The following is a 17133-nucleotide window of genomic DNA, read 5'->3' as shown; positions in this document are numbered from 1 at the left end:
TCAGCATCTCCAATAAGATCCCGAAACAAGTTCGGGATGACGGGTATCAGTTAATCATAAAACAAACTAAAGAAATAGCTTGTTATATCATTGCCGTCCAGACCGGAAAGTTCGAAAGAATTAGTATGGTAAAGGACGGCATTTTTTGTCTCCGGAGTCAAAAGCCTGGAAATCACGTAAATACCCGGCCGGTTATCACAGCCGCAGAAAACCCAGCTTGAATCTGTAGGATTGTTAAAAAACTGCCGGCTCCTCTCATCTTTAAACTCGGTTCCTGCCAGATCCCCGTGGTGGGCAAAATCAGTTGAAATCAAAAGAAAGTTTTTTTTGCGGCCAGCTTCGGTAAAGTAGGGTGTAAGAGCATCTGCCAGCTTCAGGGCGTTTTTCTGATTAAGTGGCGGCTCCCCGTGAACGGCAATTACACAGACCTTTGCTTTTGGAAAATAGCGCGAGATATAAGGAATAAGGGCATTTACTCCGTGCTCGCCCGGGAACACCTGAGGGTCGTAAGGCACATCAAGTGCCCGGGTAATTTCTTTTTCAATTTTCTCATCTGAATAAACAATGCCGTTGGCAGTTTCCCAGTTACAATCATCCAGTGACCATTCATTTGCAGAAAGGCCGTAGTGAGAAGGGCAGATTACAAAAAAAGTTTCAACCTTGCGTCTCTTTGCAATTTCAGAAAACCAGCGGTCAATCTGTTTGTATGCCAGCAGGTGGTGGCTTACAGTTCCGCTCCAAACCTGGGCCTTTGCCGGAGGAAGGGCCTCAAGTTCAGGCTCATAAATTACAGGCGGAATCTCTTCGCCAAGAAGGTCCCAGGTTTTTATAAGCTGACCTGACGTAAGCTGACTGCTGCGGTCTGACTTCTGGCAGCCTGTAAAAACAAAAGCTGCCAGAGCTAAAACCGTAGTTAAGACTAACGGAATACAGAAAGTGTAGTTTCGTCTAAGAAGCATTCTTTTTCCCAGAAAGGCATGTATTTTTCTAAATCAGCACCAGGCTGATAAACAATCTTTTTCCATTGCTCGTCAGTCATACGGTCTGTCATGCTGTGAGTAAACTCTGCATAGCTGAAGCTGTAACCAATTGCAATTCGTTTTCCACCCTGAGAGTCATTAAGAGGAACATAAAGTCTTACAGGGTTTCCAACTCCAACTTCAAGACATACTCCAAGCTCACCGTTAGTATAAACATCAGCAATGCAGGCCATCTTCAAAAGTTCATCATCATCAACGTATCCGTTATTGTTATGTACCATAACAAGCTGGCCCAGAGAAGAAGGAATAGTTGGAATCCAGTCAATATCATTCTGAGCAACAGGCTTGTTTTCAACTTCCAGTTTTACAATATTCAAAATATGCTGATAAAGCTTAGAAAGGCTTTCCAGAGCATATTTTGATTCATCATCAAGCAAATCATAGTATTCATAAATAGTCATAAGATTTGCAACTGAGGCAAGTGACCCCTCCCAGAAAGGCAGGTTAGGCTCAATGTAATGAACAGGTTTTGGCAGCGGCTCTGTTCTAAAGGTTGGTTCAAAATCTCCGTCGCCGGCTCGTTCTGCAACAACCTGCTTAACATAGAGAATTGTGTCGTGGCGTAACTCTGCCCAGGTTGCATGAGCCGCAATCTGTGACTTAATGTTCCAGGCAGGAGATTCTGTAAAGTAGAAGCCTGCTCCCTGTTCAAAGGTTGCCTGAGTTTTTACCTGATACAAAACCTGATTGTAATAAGTCTTGTTCCAGAAGTCGCTGTCGTACTGTGCAAAGGTCTCTTCAAAATTATCGAGGATTTCTTTGAGGCCTGGCATTTCAGGATAATCAGATTTTTCAAGCAGGGCATCTGCAGTTTTAGAACCAAAGGCCTTCATAACATCAAGACCGCGTACAATGTCACGAGGCATAAAGCGTGGTGGAGAAACCTTTTCGTGAACCAGAGAATCATAAGTAAAGCGCTGGCCGAAGAGTCGCCATCCCATTGGAACCTTTGGAGTTCCGCTTTCTTCATCAACTTCTGCATACATATTAAATACAGACTGGCCGCTTATTGCAGGCGGGCGGAGAGTGTCTGCACAAAGAGACATAAAGGCAACAATGTTATCGCGGTTAGAAGCCCATTCAGAATAATCAGTAATGTTCTGGTCCTTCCAAAGAGGGCAGATATCATCAAAGCTCAAATCATCTGACATACCAATAAGCGAAGTAATAGGATTAAAGAGATTTGCCCATTTGATGTAAAGGTCGCCGTCCTTCTGAATTGTATCAACAATCAAAGTTATAACAGCTTCCTTCTGTAAAATTTCTTCTGGTGTAGGCTGGTCTTCGCGGGGCTTTGTAATTGTAAAATGAAGGTGACCATACCACATAGTTGCGCGGAAGTAAGTTTCGAGCAGTGGATTTTTTGTGTAATGACCGCGTGGTTTGTACTGGCTGAAATCTTCATCTTCATTAAAGATTGCTTCTTTACCAGGCATAGCATCCATTACAAGTTTGTAATCTTCTTTTACTGCGTCAGAATAAGTTGAAAGCATGCTTTCGATTTCGCTTTCTGATTTTTTCTGATATTTTATCGGGTTATAAAAATCTCCGGTTTCTACAACAAGAGGAGCACTTTCAATAATTGCAAGAGGAACCTGAAAATACTGGATAGCCTGCTCGCGAATCTGCTCGGGGGCATCAGTACGTTTTGAAAGAGCGTCAATAAAATCTTTTGTAAGCTCATGCATCTCCGGCAGGAAAAAGTTTTCCTCGGTGTATTGCAGCATGCGGTCAAAAATCAGATGCTGGCTGTGAGCTGCTAAATCAGTTGTAATAAATAGCGGAACAGATTTTATATAGCGCAGATTATTGTAGCGGTCAATTAGATCATCTTTAGAAACCCATTGTGCCGGAGCTACAGACTGCATTGCAAGCTTATTGTTTTCAAGACTTTCTACAACATTCTGCTCCAGAGGAATATAACCGGAAATAGGATAGAAGGAATCATAAACTCCGCCGGTAGAATAGAGCAGGGCAGAAATTCGGTTGTTTTCTGTAGTATCTTTAAGGCCGTAAAGGTCGGCACCAAAAATCCAGCCTTCCATACCATTATATTCAGTCTTATAAAACCAGTTCCAGTTATCCTGGAAATTGAACATTCCCTGCTCATAATTATTTTTGCTGTCTAAATTTTCAAGCTTCTGGCCGATTTTCACAATTGTTGCAAAAGGAACTTCCTGGCCAAGGGAATCAATATTTTCATTTATGTTTGCCCTGTCGCCGTCAAAAGTAAAGGCTTCATTCGGATAGATTTTACAAACACGGCTGCCTACTACAGCGGTTTTTTCATCATTTATATCCTGAGTTGGAACTGCATTGAATTCCATAGGATCATCCAGAAATTCCTGATGTGCATCTGTGTGGAATGCGTCTGTAGAAAGTTCCTGTCCCTTAAAATTATAAATGGAATCAAACTTAACTTTTTTGGGAGCAGGAGGCTCTTCAACCTTTTTTTCAACAACAGGGGCTGGCTGTTGAACAGGAGCCGGTGCTTCAGTTTTTACTTCCTTTTCTTTTTTGCAGGAAGCAGCAAAACAACATAATAAAAGAATTGAGAAAATAAATAATAGTTTTTTCATATTATAAATATGATACTTTTCAAAATGACTGTCTATATGCGATAATTCCAATATGAAAAAGAAAAAACGTGTCATGAGAGTTATGGGTGTTCCGTCTCGTATAAGTGCAAGCCTTGCTTCTTTGTTTTTGATTTTCTTCACTCTCATATTTTCTTCCTGCGGTCGGCAAAAAACTCAAATTCATCTCCACGACAGACACGGACTTTCTTACGATTTTGTAAAGGCTTATGCACAGGAGCATGGCGCTATTACGCTGGTTCTTCTTGATTATCATCACGATATAAGACCCGAAATTGAAAGTGTAACCAGCGTTAACTGGGTTGGTAAGCTTGTTGAAGAAGATTACGTAAAAAAGGTTATATGGCTTTCGGGAAAAAAACTTTTGCTGCCAAACAGAAATGCCCGCATGGACTGGCTTGAACGAAGCCTTAAAAATACTTACCCGGAAACTGCAGATAAAATGCGGCAGACAGTGCAGCTTGTAGACTGGGATGATTTGCAGACTGTTGAACTTACAGGCCCCTTTGCCATTACCCTCGATTTTGATGTTTTTATGAAGGACCCGGGAGATCCGGCTGAGCTTTTTGTAGACCAGTTGTGTAACTGGATTCAAAAGCAGAAGCCTGAGCTTTTAACCCTGGCCTTTTCTGCCGCCTATCAGCCAAAGCCGGATAAAGCATGGGCCTGGCTTGAGCAGTTTACAGAAGCTTATAAGTCGCGCTCAGACTGGTTTTTAGAAAGCGGAGAATTCGGCGAAAAGTTTGAAAGCAATGATGAAGCGCTGGCCTGGGAAGAATGGAGGAAAAATCCTGCAAAATATTGCGCTGCGGAAACCCCTTTTTATGCCGGCGCTTATTTCTGGCAGAATGCTCCGGAAAAATGTATAGAACTGTTGAAAGGTAAAAAAATACAGGCGGGAAATGATAGTGCCCGGGAGATTCTTGGCAGCTGGTATGACAGAGACTTAATTGCCATGAAAGATAAGTTTTCTACTGCCAGAAAGCAGGCTCTTTGTGATCTTGCGGACAGGGCAGCAGAAGATTTCTTTGCGGGGCAGGATTTTGCTGCTCCTGTTCAGAATACCGCAGGTCCAGAGAAAAACTATGGAATTGCAGTGCGCTTTAGAAATGCCGAAGAAGACAGAGGCTGTCTTTCTTTGTATGAAGGGGTGGCAGAGGAAGACTTTGAGCAGGCAGTTCAGTTTTGTACAAAAGAGGCTCTTGTAGACCCCAGATACAGTTACATAAGGCCGGAAGAACTTGCAGATTTATATACCAATATTTCAATTTTCGGAAAGTGGGAAGAAATATCCGGGCCATTTGATTTTGAACCAGGTCTTCACAGCCTTATATTGGAAGATGAAAAAGGCGAAAAAACTCTGCTGCAGGCTTCTATTGCCCTTGAGCGTAATTACACCAGAGAAGATTTTCTGGCGCGGCTTTCCAACAAGGCGGGGCTTGGTTTTGACGGATGGAAAAAAAATGCCCTGCATTTTTACAGGGCACAAACAATTACCTATACAGATTAGATGTTAAGAAGTCTTAAAATTTTACCTGTAAAAAGCATCAAAATGATGTCTATAATCCAGATAATGTTCCATCCAAGCAGCAGACGAAGCAGTCCTGCGAGGAATTTGCCTTCCTGGAAGCGTGTAACAGCTCCAAAAAGCCATGAAGTTACCGGAATAATTGCAAAAATTAAACTGATAAGCCAAGGCATTCCAAAATAGTCTTTTCCTTTTTTAGCCATTTAAATGACCTCCTGATTTGTCTTTATTTATATTTTATAATGAAATTTCAATTTTGCAATCTTTTTAAAACTAACTAACGTTAATTTTCTATTAAACTAATTAACGTTAGTTACCGATATTTATAGTATGAGTAAGAAAAATATTTCACAGGAAAAAATAATCCAGGCATTTCTTGCCTCTGCTTTTGATAAGGGTGCAGGTGCAACTTCTCTTGCAGACGTTTCAGAAGGACTGGAAATTAAAAAAGCTTCGCTCTATAACCATTTTGAAAGCCGCGATGCAATGTATGAGGCTACAATTTCTTATAGTGCCAATGAAATAAACAGTATAAGCTTCCTTGAAGAAAAAACTCTTGATGGAGTTAAGGGAGGGAAAACCGCTCCATCTGCAGTTTTTAAGAAGCTTATAACACGTTATTTCCAGCTTTTTGAAAATGAACCTTTGTTCCAGATTTATGCTTTCGTACGCAGCGAGCAGTATTTTAATCTTGCAGCATTGAAGATTGTGGAAGGGGAAAACAATCAGATATGCGATTCAATTAAAGATCTGCTTTCAGCCTTTGCAGCAGCAAAAAAGATTACAAAGAAAACAGAAAAGGAATTTAAGGACATTGCCAGTGAATTTGCAGCAGTAATTATCCAGCAGCGCGATTCTTATATTGCGGCTAGAAAAGAAACTGTTCGACAGAATCCTGACAGTAAGGCAGGCGGACTTTTTGCCCTTCCTACAGACGAGGCAGCCCTCGGCCGCACTCTTAAGCTGGTTGAGACAATGCTTAAGAGCCTGTAGAAGAAACGGTGGTCGAGTGCCGCGAAGCGGTGTATCGAGACCATATCTAAAGGTGATTTCGATACGGCCGGAGGCCTACTCAATCACCGGAGTATTGTAGATCTCCTGTACTTCTACAGTATATTCACCATCATCATTACGTACTATAAGCGGCGGTTCTATTGTGAGCCGTCGCTTTGCATTTTTACGGGCTTCTATCAAAACCATGTTGGGTTCTTTGCCTGCAAAAGGCTGAATCAGGCGCATTCTTTTTGCTTCCAGCTTGTGAGCCGACAGTGCCTCAAAAATCTCCGGCAGGCGGAAGGGTCTGTGAATCATAAAAAACTTTCCGTGTGTAGCCAGTAAATCATCAGCTGCCGCAACAACATCTTCCAGAGTACATAAAACCTCGTGGCGGGCAATAGTTTTTGCATCCAGAGCATTACGACGGCCATGTTCATCTATCATATACGGCGGATTACAGGTTACCACATTAAAGCTGTGCCTTGGAAAAAGGCTACCCGCTTCCTTCAAATCACCATGTACAATCTGAATCTGATTTTCAAGACTGTTTAAGGCAACACTCTGAGCTGCCATTTCAGCAGAAGCCTCCTGAACTTCTAGGCCGGTAAAAGTAACCTGCGGTGCTTGAGTGCCGCGAAGCGGTGTATCGAAAGCACCTTCCGTCGACTTCCACCGGCCCGCGAGCAGCAGTGGAATAATCCCGGTTCCTGTTCCCAAGTCGATTACCGAGTCCCCGGGCTTTACTTCTCTGGCTGCAAAATCCGCCAGCAGCACCGCATCAATTCCGAATTGAAAGCGTTCTGTGTCCTGAATTATCTTATATCCGTTTTTTAAGGTGTCTGTCTGAATCATTTCATTCCCTGGTGCTAATAAAAAAAAGATTACACATTTAATAATATTGTGTTATAATTATTATTATTCTACTTTCATTTAAAAAATCTACAGAAAAATCCGTAAAATATATATAGAGATATAAGGATGGTATTTATGGCAGAAAAAAGCAAGCTTCGTGTAATGCTTACAGTAAAGCTCCTCGTTATGTTTATGATAGTCGTAATTGTTTCGAGTCTTTCAATTGGTATTATTTCTTATAGAAATGCATCTAAAGGTTTGGTTCAGGGTGTATATACCCGAATTGAGGCAGTTTCTACAGATGTTGTAAACAAGGTTGTGGAAATCAATAAGCGGCATTTCCAGACCCTTCATTCCCTGGCAGAATTAACTGTTATAAAGGATGAAAATGCTTCCCTTGCAGAAAAGCAGGAGCAGCTTACTCATATAGCCGCTTCTATTGCTGCAAACTGTGAGAATGTTGCTTTTTATGATGCAAATGGAGATGCAATTGTTGCAGATGGCCGAATAATGAACTTCAAAACAAGAGCTTATTTTACAGAAGCTTTTGCAGGTAAGGACTATGCTTCGGATCCAACCTTAAGTCCTGTTACAGATACAGTCCTTCAGCATTACAGTGTTCCGGTTCGTAATGAGAATGGAAGAATTATTGGTGCAATTGTAATGGTTATCAGCGGAAACTCAGTCGCAGATACAATTGCAGAAATTGATATGGGTGGCGGAATGCATCCTTCTGTTATTAACTGGGCTACTTCAACCACAGTTGCAAATTTAAATGAAAATACAGAAACCAGCGAAGAAGATGGCGGTGCGGCACTTGATGATACACAGGGCCTTGGACTTATTCTTAACAATATTTTTGCTGGAAAAGAAGGTATAGATGAATTTGTTGACCCGAATATTCATGCTCATCTTCTTGCTTCTTATAAGAGAATTCCTGATACAACCTGGACTGTATTTGCAGTAGCTCCTTTTGACATGTATTTTGGTTCTCTTAAGCAGCTCCGTACTTCTGTTTTCCTTATTATTGTTCTTACAATTCTTATAGCAGGCGGATTAATTACCTTCTTTATCTCCCTGCTTATTAAACCTCTTAAAACCGTTAAGAGCTCAATTGAAACTATTGCAAGCGGAAATGCAGATCTTACACAGCGCATTCCACTGGCAACAAACGATGAAATTGGTGATGTTGTAAACGGCTTTAATTCATTCGTAGAAAAGCTTCAGGGTATTGTAACAAATCTTCAGAAGTCAAAATCAAATCTTATTACTGTTGATAGCGGACTTCAGGAAACAACCCAGGATGCTTCTACATCAATTACAGAAATCATTGCAAATATTGAAAGTGTAAATGGTCAGATTTTGAATCAGGTAGGCGCTGTAGATGAAACAGCCGGTGCTGTAAACCAGATTAGTTCAAATATTGAATCACTTAAGAACATGATTGAATCTCAGGCTGCCTGCGTAACAGAAGCTTCTGCTGCAGTTGAACAGATGATTGGTAACATTAATGCAGTTAATAAGTCTGTTGGTCAGATGATTACTTCATTCACAACTCTTCAGACTCATTCTCACGAAGGTTTTACAACCCAGAGCAATGCCAACGAAAAAATCATGCGTATCGAAGAGCAGTCTAAAATGCTTCAGGATGCCAATACTGCAATTGCAAATATTGCAGAGCAGACAAACCTTCTTGCTATGAATGCGGCAATCGAAGCGGCTCATGCAGGCGAGGCTGGTAAGGGCTTTGCAGTCGTTGCCGACGAAATCCGTAAGCTTTCAGAAACTTCTACAGACCAGTCTAAGACAATCGGTTCTGAGCTCCAGAAGATTCAGGCTACAATTGAAGAGGTTGTTAGCGTTTCTAATGATACTAATACAGCCTTTACTGCAATTGAACAGAGCATCAGAGAAACAAGCCAGATTGTTGAACAGATTAAGGGTGCAATGGAAGAGCAGCAGATTGGTTCAAAGCAGATTATCGATGCTTTGCAGTCTATGAATAACTCAACTTCCGAAGTACATGGTGCTTCTGATGAAATGGCAGAAGGAAATAAACATATTCTTAAAGAAATTGAAAGACTGCAGATTTCTACAGACTCAATGAAGGGAAGCATTGAAGAAATGCAGATTGGTATTGAGCGAATGAATGCCACTGCAGCAGCCCTTTCTGTAATTTCTGGAACAGTAGGCGACAATATTAAGCAGATTGGTTCAGAGATTGACTTATTTAAGGTCTGAGTGTATACTTTAGAATGAATGACAAAATGTACTAAAAATGTCATTCATTCTGGAGTAAAAACTATGATTTTCGACGACGACTACACAATCCCTAAAATGGTCCGCAATTCTGCAACTGAGTTTGCGGAAATAGATGCCCAGATGAAGCGCCTTAAGAACGGACAGTTTGAGCCTGTTCTTTACCGTGAGCTTTATCAGTATGGCCTTGATTTTGGTGCAGCCCTCCTGAGCCTTGGAATTAAACGCGGAGATCCTATTGGTCTTATTTCCGATAACCGTGCAGAATGGCTTTATGTTGATTTAGGAATTATGAACATTGGTGCGGTTGATGTTCCGCGCGGCTGTGATGCTACTCCTATTGATCTTGAAAAAATCCTTTCTATTACAGAAGCAAAATACTGTGTTGTAGAAAACAATTCTCAGGTAGCAAAAATTGTTTCACTCAAAGACAAGCTTCCGGAACTCAAAACAGTTATTTCTATTGAAAGTGAAGTAAAGCAGGAAAACCTTGATGCCGCAAAAGCTGCCGGTGTAGAAGTTCTTTTTTACGAAGAACTTATGAAAATCGGCCAGAAATGGCGTATTGAAAATAAGGGAAAGGTAGAAGAGGAACTGGAAAAGGGTAAGGGCGATGACCTTGCTACAATCATCTTTACTTCGGGAACTACTGGTACTCCAAAGGGGGTAATGCTTACTCATCATAACTTTCTTGCCCAGCTGGACGAAATTCCAGAACGAATCTATCTGAATCCTGGCGACAGAGCCTTGAGCGTACTTCCTGTATGGCACGTTTTTGAACGAGAGGTTGAATACGTTATGCTTATTCAGGGTGCAGTTCTTTGTTATTCTAAGCCTGTTGGTTCAATTCTTCTTGCAGACTTTAAGACACTTAATCCACATATTCTTCCTGCCGTTCCTCGTGTATTCGAAGCAGTTTACGACGGAATCACAAAGAAAATGCGCAAGACCGGTGGTATTGTTCTTGCCATGTTCAACTTTTTTGTTAAAGTTGCCAAGGCACAGAAGGCTATGAGCCGACTTATGTTCAACAAGAATGCCTGCTATACCCGTTATTACACTGTTTTCTGGTGGATTCTCTGTCTGATTCCTTGGACTCTCTTATGGCCTCTTTATGGTCTAGGAGATCTTTTGGTATTCAGAAAAATCAAGTCTATGCTTGGAACAAACTTCCGTGCCGGTGTTGCAGGTGGTGGAGCCTTCCCTAAGTTTATTGATGAATTCTTCTGGGCAATCGGCGTTCAGATTGTAGAAGGTTATGGTCTTACAGAAACAGCTCCAATCGTTGCAGTTCGCCCAATGGCAGATCCAATCTTCAGAACTATCGGTTCACCAATTCGTGGTGTAGAAGCCCGCATTGTAGACCCTCAGGACGGTTTTGTTCTTGGCCGCTGTAAAGAAGGTGTTCTTCAGATTAAGGGCCCTACTGTTATGAAGGGCTACTACAAGCGCCCAGACCTTACTGCAAAGGTAATTAATGAAGACGGCTGGCTTGATACAGGTGACCTTGCAATTATGACTATTCACAACGAGCTTTGCATTAAGGGCCGAATTAAGGATACTATCGTTCTTCGTGGTGGTGAAAACCTTGAACCTCTTCCAATTGAAACAAAGCTTTCTGAATCACATTATATTAAGCAGGCAGTTGTTGTTGGCCAGGACCAGCGCTATCTAGCAGCCTTGATTCTTGTTGATGAAGATGAAGTTAAGAACTATGCAGCTTTCAACGGTATTCAGTATGATACATACGAAAACCTTCTTGAGTCTGAAGTAATTCAGAAGCTCTACGAAAACGAGATTGCAAACCTTATTTCTGCAAAGAATGGCTTTAAGATGTTTGAACGCATTTCAAAGTTCAGCCTGATAACAAAACCATTTGAAGTAGGTGTTGAACTTTCTGCAAAACAGGAAATCATGCGCTTCCGCATCAACGACCTCTACAAAGACAAGATTGAAGCAATGTTCGCTGAAAATTAATTTTTTTCCTCAAGGAATTTGAGGTAGTCGGCAGCTGGAAGCGGTTTGGAAAAGTAGAAGCCCTGAATGTAGGTTACGCCCATCTTTTCCAGATAATCCAGCTGCTCTTTTGTTTCTACGCCTTCTACAACAATTTTCTTTCCAAGACTTAAAATCATTGTAATCATGTTATCAAGAATGATTTTTGCATTTTCCTGAACCGGGTTATTTTTGTCAAAGCAGGGCCACAAAAGGCTCTTATCAATCTTTATAAGCTCATAGTCAATTTTTGCCATTTGCGACAGGTTTGAATAGCCCGTACCAAAATCATCCATAGAGAAGGTACAGCCTATTTTTTTAAGCTCGTCCATATTCTTCTTAAGCATAAAGCTTGAAGTAATGGCAATTGATTCTGTAATTTCAAGATTCACGATATTTGGGTTTAACTCATATTTTCTGAGCAGCTGGGTCATCTGTTCCGGAAGAGCTGCATCTACAGACTGCAGGCCCGAAAGATTTACTTCAATATGGCTTATTCCCTTATCTGCAATTTTATTTGAAGCAACAAAATCAAAAACCTGATTAAAAATTCTGTCTGAAAGCCTCATAATAAGGCCATGCTTTTCTGCCAGTGGAATAAATTCTTCAGGGCTGATGTAGCCGTAGGTTTTATTATCTTTAAGGCGGACCAGAGCTTCAAAGTTCGTAAATTTTTTAGACTGAACTTCGTAAATCGGCTGATAGTACATTTCTATTCCGTCGGTATCTATGGCCTCGCGGACAAGCTTTACAATCTTATTATGACGTTTTCGATTTTTTACCAGCTCCGGATTTGCCTGGCGGACAAAGCCTAAGTCTTTTGAATAAAAGTGCCATTCATTAATAAGACTCATAAATTCATGAATGGAGATTTCTTTATTCAAATCATCAGGGTAAACAATGAAGTCGCAGTGAGAAGAAAGATAAAAACTGTTTTCTCCTACAAACCAGGCCTGCTCCAGTCTCTCCTTTAAGCGCTTTAAAATTACATCAATATAAAAATTATGTTCAAGACGTTTGTTATTTGGCACAATCAGAGTAATGGAATTTGGAGCCACATGAAAAACCGGGAAGGTAAAGGATTTTAGTGCAAACTCACTTACCTTTGAAATCAGGGCTGTAGCTATATTTTCTCCAAACTGTTCTTCTATTGATTCATAATCTTCTATATCAATATTGAGAATAAAGAAAACTTTTTTATGGCTGATATAGTCCTGCAAAAAGAGTCGCAGGGCTGTGGAATTCATGGCTTCGGTATCGTGGTCAATATAGTTACCCGGAGTTTCCAGACCCATATATATCAAAAAGCACATGGCCGCAACGCCGATGCTGGAAATTGTCGTTCTTGATTGTATGATTTGAATTACTACTATGATAATCCAGACGGCAAGGGTCCAGTAAATATAGCGTCTTTTTCCACGGAAAAAGGAATCCGGATTTTTCTTGTAGAAGATCCGGCTTTCAATCAGGGTCATTGAGGCATAGAAAAGAGAAATGATGTTGTTGATAAGGTTTATTACATCGTAGGCAAAAAATCCCTGCTGCTCATTTTTTGTTAGGAAGTTTACACTAATAATCGAAATTACTCCAAATCCGTAAATGGTAAATATTCTGAGTCCGTCTTTTATGTTAATGTGCTGTCGTCTGCCCTGGAGAAAGGTTATGTAGAGGTACTGGCACAAAGAGAGATTCAGATATGCATAAAGACGCAGCTGGCTGGCTAGTCTTATTCCCCAGTTTCTTGGCAATTGAAGCTTTGAAACAGGAATAACCGAGGTGTCTGCAATAATGAATACGAGTGAAAAAATTAAAATGCCTATAAAGGTTCGGGTAGAAAGAATGGGAAGCCTTCTGCGGTGAAAATACATTATTTCCAGAACAAGCAGAAATGAGAGAGCCACCAGCTGCAGCTGGATTGGGGTTGTAAGGTCTAAAAAGTGTTTTATTTCTCCGGCAATAAATCCGAATGTATCCATATTCTAATAATAAACTAAAATGATGTAAAAAGCGAATTTTTTCGGTTGTCATTATCGGGCATTAGCAGGGCTTCCGCATTATAAAGTAATTACGAAAACATTGGCTCCCAGTCACGGTTGCGTGATTCAAAACCGCGCAATAATGCGCTACACGCTTTTTGTGGTATAGAAACTATTGAACTGCCGCTTTCGCAGCAGCCACAAAAAGAGTGTTTTTGAACCACGCCCCGCTCCTTCGCGCCAACATTACGGAAAAGCGTTTATAATGCGGAAGCCCTGCGGGCTTTACTGCCGTGTCATTATCGTACTTGATTGCCTGTGTCATTATCGGGCATTACTGTCTGTGTCATTATCGGGCTTGACCCGATAATCTCTTTGTCTTAAAATTCAATTATGAACGTTCATATTTTAGAGATGCCGCTGGACTTTGGTGCCAGCAGACACGGTTCCGACATGGGGCCTTCTGCAATCCGTCTGGCGGGATTAAAAGAAAAGCTTGAATCGCTGGGACACGCTACTTATGTCCACACAGATATCATAAAATTTACGGCTCAGGAATACGAAAAGCCCGGAAATCCAAAGGCTAAATATCTTAAGCCAATAGTAAAGGCCTGTAACAGACTTGCGTCTGAGGTTGAAATTATTACTTCTGAGGGTGACTTTCCTCTTGTGCTTGGCGGTGACCATTCTGTTGTTCTTGGTTCGCTGGCGGGCCTTTCTGCTACTGCAAAAAAACAGGGAAAAAAGATTGGTGTCCTTTATGTCGATGCGCATGGTGATTTTAACACGGCTGAAACTTCGCCGACCGGAAATATTCACGGAGAATGTCTTGCGGCTTCTGCGGGCCTGGGCTTGAGCGAGCTTACAAATCTTTATTTTGAAGGGCAGAAGGTGGAGCCGGAAAATATCTGCTTTGTGGGATCTCGAGACCTGGACCCCGGAGAAAAGCTTTTGATGAAGCAGGCCGGTGTTACCGTGTTTACAATGAGCGATATTGACCGCCAGGGCTTTGCTCAGGTTGTGGGTAAGGTTGTGGATTTTTTCAAAAAAGTTGATATTATTCACGTAAGCTTTGATATGGATGTGCTGGATCCTATGTTTGCGCCCGGAACAGGTATTCCGCTTCCGGGTGGACTTACAAATCGTGAGGCACTGCTATTAATGGAAGAAATTGCGGGCACCGGTAAAGTTTGCTCTGCGGAAATTGTAGAAGTGAATCCGATTCTGGACCTTCGTAATCAGACTGCGATTCTGGCGGTAAGTCTTGCGGCGCGGCTGCTTGGCGAAAAGCTGTATTAACCTTGTCATCTTCGGGCCTGACCCGAAGAGCTATTCATGGAAGGAAGATGAAAAAGTTTGCTTATATTATATTGATTATTTTGGCGTTGCTTTTTACCGGCTGTTTTTCCGAAAAGAAAAGCCCTTTTTACGACAGCGAATGGATTATGCAGAATTATGACAATCAGATGAAGCTTTATTATCATCATTTGATTCTCTATCCAAATCACCGTGTTATGCTGCGCGCTTCTTATGCAGATTCTTCGAATATTCTGGTGTGGACCGGAAACTATAAAATCAATTCAAAAAAAATCGATTTTGATTTTGCCGAATGTGTAAAATATGAAAACGGCGAAATTGTAGGTCAGTATAAATCTGGTGCGGTTGTAAAGTTTTATCAGGGTGATTTTTATTATTCTGTAGCCGAACTGGAAGAAAAAGCCGCAGAAGGCGAGGAAGCAAAAAAGCAATATCACCTGGAGCTTATCCGCCCCAAAAACTACTTCTACGGAGAAAATAAAGACATCTTCGGTAATCCGCTGGAAGAGTTTATAAAGGTAAAATAAAAAATACTTGCCGAAAGCTCCTTTTTGTTATTATTTTTAAAAGTAATACAAAAGGAGTTTTTAAATGGCAAAATACGAATTCCAGACAGAAGTAAATCAGCTTCTCAAACTTATCATTCATTCACTTTATTCCAATAAAGACATTTTCCTGCGCGAAATCGTTTCCAACGCTTCTGATGCGCTGGATAAATTAAAGTATCTTACAGTTTCTGATGAGGCTTATAAGAATATCAAGTTCGAGCCAAGAATCGATATCACTTTTGATGAAAAGGATTCTGTGCTTACCGTTCAGGATTCCGGTATCGGTATGACAGACGAGGATTTGACTAACAACCTGGGTACAATTGCCCGCTCTGGTACTAAGGCTTTTATGGAGCAGCTTACTGCAGAGGCTTCGAAAGACTCGGCTCTGATTGGTCAGTTTGGTGTAGGTTTCTATTCTGCCTTCATGGCTGCTAAAAAGATTGATGTTTATACCCGCAAGGCTGCAGGCGACGGAAAAATCTGGCACTGGTCTAGTGACGGTACAAACTCTTATGAAATTGAAGAAGTAGCTGCAGATTCTGCCGCTGCAAAGAAATATGGTTTTGATAAGCCAGAGCTTACAGGTTCTGCAATCGAAATGCACTTGAACGACGATAGTAAGGAGTTTGCTTCTCGCTGGAAGATTGAAGAACTCATTAAGAAGTATTCAGACCACATTGCCTTCCCAATCTATCTTCACTACGAGCAGAAAAAATACGATGACAAGGGAAAAGAAACCGGCAGTGAAAGTAAGATTGACCAGGTAAACTCAGCTTCTGCCCTCTGGAAGCGTTCTAAGAGCGAGCTTAAGGAAGAAGATTACAACGAGTTCTACAAGACCTTCGGCCATGACGGACAGGATCCTCTTCACTATGTTCATACACACGCAGAAGGAACACAGGAATATACTACTTTGTTCTTTGTTCCACAGACTGCTCCTTTTGATATGTACCAGGCAGATTACAAGAGTGGATTGAAATTGTACGTAAAGCGAGTATTCATCACTGATGATGACCGCGAGCTTTTGCCAAGCTACCTGCGATTTGTTCGCGGTATTATTGATAGCGAAGACTTGCCATTGAACGTAAGCCGCGAAATCCTTCAGCAGAACCGCATTCTGGACAATATCAAATCAGCCAGTGTAAAGAAGCTGCTAAGTGAGTTTAAGAAAATGGGCGAGGCTGCAGACAAGGCAAAGAAGGTTGAAGCAGACAAGCGCACAGACGACGATAAAAAAGCAATCGAAAAGTGGGAAAAGTTTGTTCGCAACTTCAACCGCCCAATGAAGGAAGGTCTCTACAGTGATTATGCAAACCGCGACGAAATTGCAGAAATCGTTCGTTTTAAGTCTACAGATGCATCTGGCACAGGCGACGGAAACTACACAAGCTTTGCAGACTACGTTCAGCGCATGAAGCCTGACCAGAAATCAATCTTCTACATCAGCGGAAGTGACGAAAAGAATCTTCGTGCAAATCCACTTGTAAAAGCTTACACAGACAAGGGCTTTGAAGTTCTTATCATGGATGATGATATCGACGACATCGTAATTCCAGGTTTCGGCAAGTACAAGAACGAGTTCGAGCTCAAGGCTGTAAACCGCTCTGGAAGTGACGAAGACCTCGGCGGTGACAAGGAAGAGGCTAAAAAGAAGGAAGAAGAATTCAAGCCTGTTACAGAAAAAATCAAGAAGGCACTTGGCGACAAGGTTAAGGAAGTTAAACTTAGCAAGACCCTCACAGGTGAAAACCCATCTTGTATCGTAGTAGACGAAAACGATCCAAGCTATCAGATGATTCAGATGATGAAGGCAATGGGCCAGGCAGGTCCTGATTTGAAGCCTATTCTCGAGGTAAACGGCGACCATCCTATTGTTGCCCGCCTCAAGGATACAAGCGACGAAGCAGTAATTGCCGACATCTCAGAAGTTCTCTTTACTCAGGCCCTCATGATTGCCGGCATGGAAGTAAAAGAACCTGCTGAGTTTGTAAAGCATTTGAATAATTTACTGTCTAAGTAGCC

At 41.5% G+C, this 17133-nt stretch carries 12 protein-coding genes; 7 read left to right on the top strand and 5 right to left on the bottom strand.

The window, feature by feature from the left end:
- Window positions 1-50 precede the first annotated feature (50 nt).
- Together amrB and G626_RS16635 are read right to left on the bottom strand one after the other, a co-directional pair.
- A complete protein-coding gene (amrB, locus tag G626_RS16640) occupies window positions 51-959 on the bottom strand; it encodes an AmmeMemoRadiSam system protein B (RefSeq protein ID WP_022933128.1) in 909 nt (302 codons plus the stop codon).
- On the bottom strand, window positions 920-3619 hold the full coding sequence (locus G626_RS16635) for a DUF3160 domain-containing protein (RefSeq protein ID WP_022933127.1): 2700 nt from the start codon (window positions 3617-3619) through the stop codon (window positions 920-922). Before G626_RS16635 ends, amrB begins: the two co-directional genes overlap by 40 nt.
- Before the next feature lie 52 nt (window positions 3620-3671).
- Between G626_RS16635 and G626_RS0112490 the strand changes: the two genes are divergently transcribed.
- Complete coding sequence (locus G626_RS0112490; RefSeq protein ID WP_022933126.1) at window positions 3672-5147, top strand: AMMECR1 domain-containing protein; 1476 nt, start codon at window positions 3672-3674, stop codon at window positions 5145-5147.
- Here the strand turns inward: G626_RS0112490 and G626_RS0112485 are convergent.
- Window positions 5144-5368, bottom strand: a complete 225-nt coding sequence (locus tag G626_RS0112485; protein WP_022933125.1) for a hypothetical protein — start codon at window positions 5366-5368, stop codon at window positions 5144-5146. The two genes, G626_RS0112490 and G626_RS0112485, sit on opposite strands and share 4 nt — an antisense overlap.
- Before the next feature lie 127 nt (window positions 5369-5495).
- Between G626_RS0112485 and G626_RS0112480 the strand changes: the two genes are divergently transcribed.
- A complete protein-coding gene (locus G626_RS0112480) occupies window positions 5496-6158 on the top strand; it encodes a TetR/AcrR family transcriptional regulator (protein WP_022933124.1) in 663 nt (220 codons plus the stop codon).
- A gap of 75 nt (window positions 6159-6233) precedes the next feature.
- Here G626_RS0112480 and G626_RS0112475 read toward each other — a convergent pair whose 3' ends face one another.
- Window positions 6234-7013 (bottom strand): tRNA1(Val) (adenine(37)-N6)-methyltransferase, encoded by a 780-nt coding sequence (locus G626_RS0112475; protein ID WP_022933123.1) that lies wholly within the window; start codon window positions 7011-7013, stop codon window positions 6234-6236.
- 135 nt (window positions 7014-7148) lie between these two features.
- Here G626_RS0112475 and G626_RS0112470 point away from each other — a divergent pair, with 135 nt between their 5' ends.
- Window positions 7149-9254, top strand: a complete 2106-nt coding sequence (locus G626_RS0112470; RefSeq protein WP_196800494.1) for a methyl-accepting chemotaxis protein — start codon at window positions 7149-7151, stop codon at window positions 9252-9254.
- An 18-nt stretch (window positions 9255-9272) separates the two neighbouring features.
- Window positions 9273-11249: an AMP-dependent synthetase/ligase gene (locus G626_RS0112465; protein WP_231365118.1), complete on the top strand. Its 1977-nt coding sequence runs from the start codon at window positions 9273-9275 to the stop codon at window positions 11247-11249.
- Here the strand turns inward: G626_RS0112465 and G626_RS0112460 are convergent.
- The gene (locus tag G626_RS0112460; RefSeq protein ID WP_022933120.1) at window positions 11246-13243 is read right to left on the bottom strand and encodes an EAL domain-containing protein; all 1998 of its coding nucleotides are present in this window, start codon (window positions 13241-13243) and stop codon (window positions 11246-11248) included. The two genes, G626_RS0112465 and G626_RS0112460, sit on opposite strands and share 4 nt — an antisense overlap.
- A 393-nt stretch (window positions 13244-13636) precedes the next feature.
- On the opposite strand from G626_RS0112460, the gene rocF reads away from it, so the two are divergent.
- From rocF to htpG, 3 genes are all read left to right on the top strand, one after another.
- The gene (rocF, locus tag G626_RS0112450; protein WP_022933118.1) at window positions 13637-14542 is read left to right on the top strand and encodes an arginase; all 906 of its coding nucleotides are present in this window, start codon (window positions 13637-13639) and stop codon (window positions 14540-14542) included.
- A 47-nt stretch (window positions 14543-14589) separates the two neighbouring features.
- A complete protein-coding gene (locus tag G626_RS0112445; protein WP_022933117.1) occupies window positions 14590-15087 on the top strand; it encodes a hypothetical protein in 498 nt (165 codons plus the stop codon).
- A gap of 64 nt (window positions 15088-15151) precedes the next feature.
- Window positions 15152-17131 carry a molecular chaperone HtpG gene (gene htpG, locus G626_RS0112440; protein WP_022933116.1) on the top strand — a complete coding sequence of 660 codons (1980 nt, stop codon included), beginning with the start codon at window positions 15152-15154 and terminating at the stop codon, window positions 17129-17131.
- Window positions 17132-17133 lie beyond the last annotated feature (2 nt).

The sequence above is a fragment of the Treponema bryantii NK4A124 genome (assembly GCF_000421345.1).
GTDB lineage: Bacteria > Spirochaetota > Spirochaetia > Treponematales > Treponemataceae > Treponema_D > Treponema_D bryantii_B.
Note: the sequence above shows the minus strand (reverse complement) of the source record. Positions and strands in the feature narration are given on the sequence as shown.

Coding starts and splice junctions, on each gene's coding strand:
- amrB (WP_022933128.1), bottom strand. CDS start 959: ATGCTTCTTAGACGAAACTACACTTTCTGTATTCCGTTAGTCTTAACT.
- G626_RS16635 (WP_022933127.1), bottom strand. CDS start 3,619: ATGAAAAAACTATTATTTATTTTCTCAATTCTTTTATTATGTTGTTTT.
- G626_RS0112490 (WP_022933126.1), top strand. CDS start 3,672: ATGAAAAAGAAAAAACGTGTCATGAGAGTTATGGGTGTTCCGTCTCGT.
- G626_RS0112485 (WP_022933125.1), bottom strand. CDS start 5,368: ATGGCTAAAAAAGGAAAAGACTATTTTGGAATGCCTTGGCTTATCAGT.
- G626_RS0112480 (WP_022933124.1), top strand. CDS start 5,496: ATGAGTAAGAAAAATATTTCACAGGAAAAAATAATCCAGGCATTTCTT.
- G626_RS0112475 (WP_022933123.1), bottom strand. CDS start 7,013: ATGATTCAGACAGACACCTTAAAAAACGGATATAAGATAATTCAGGAC.
- G626_RS0112470 (WP_196800494.1), top strand. CDS start 7,149: ATGGCAGAAAAAAGCAAGCTTCGTGTAATGCTTACAGTAAAGCTCCTC.
- G626_RS0112465 (WP_231365118.1), top strand. CDS start 9,273: ATGACAAAATGTACTAAAAATGTCATTCATTCTGGAGTAAAAACTATG.
- G626_RS0112460 (WP_022933120.1), bottom strand. CDS start 13,243: ATGGATACATTCGGATTTATTGCCGGAGAAATAAAACACTTTTTAGAC.
- rocF (WP_022933118.1), top strand. CDS start 13,637: ATGAACGTTCATATTTTAGAGATGCCGCTGGACTTTGGTGCCAGCAGA.
- G626_RS0112445 (WP_022933117.1), top strand. CDS start 14,590: ATGAAAAAGTTTGCTTATATTATATTGATTATTTTGGCGTTGCTTTTT.
- htpG (WP_022933116.1), top strand. CDS start 15,152: ATGGCAAAATACGAATTCCAGACAGAAGTAAATCAGCTTCTCAAACTT.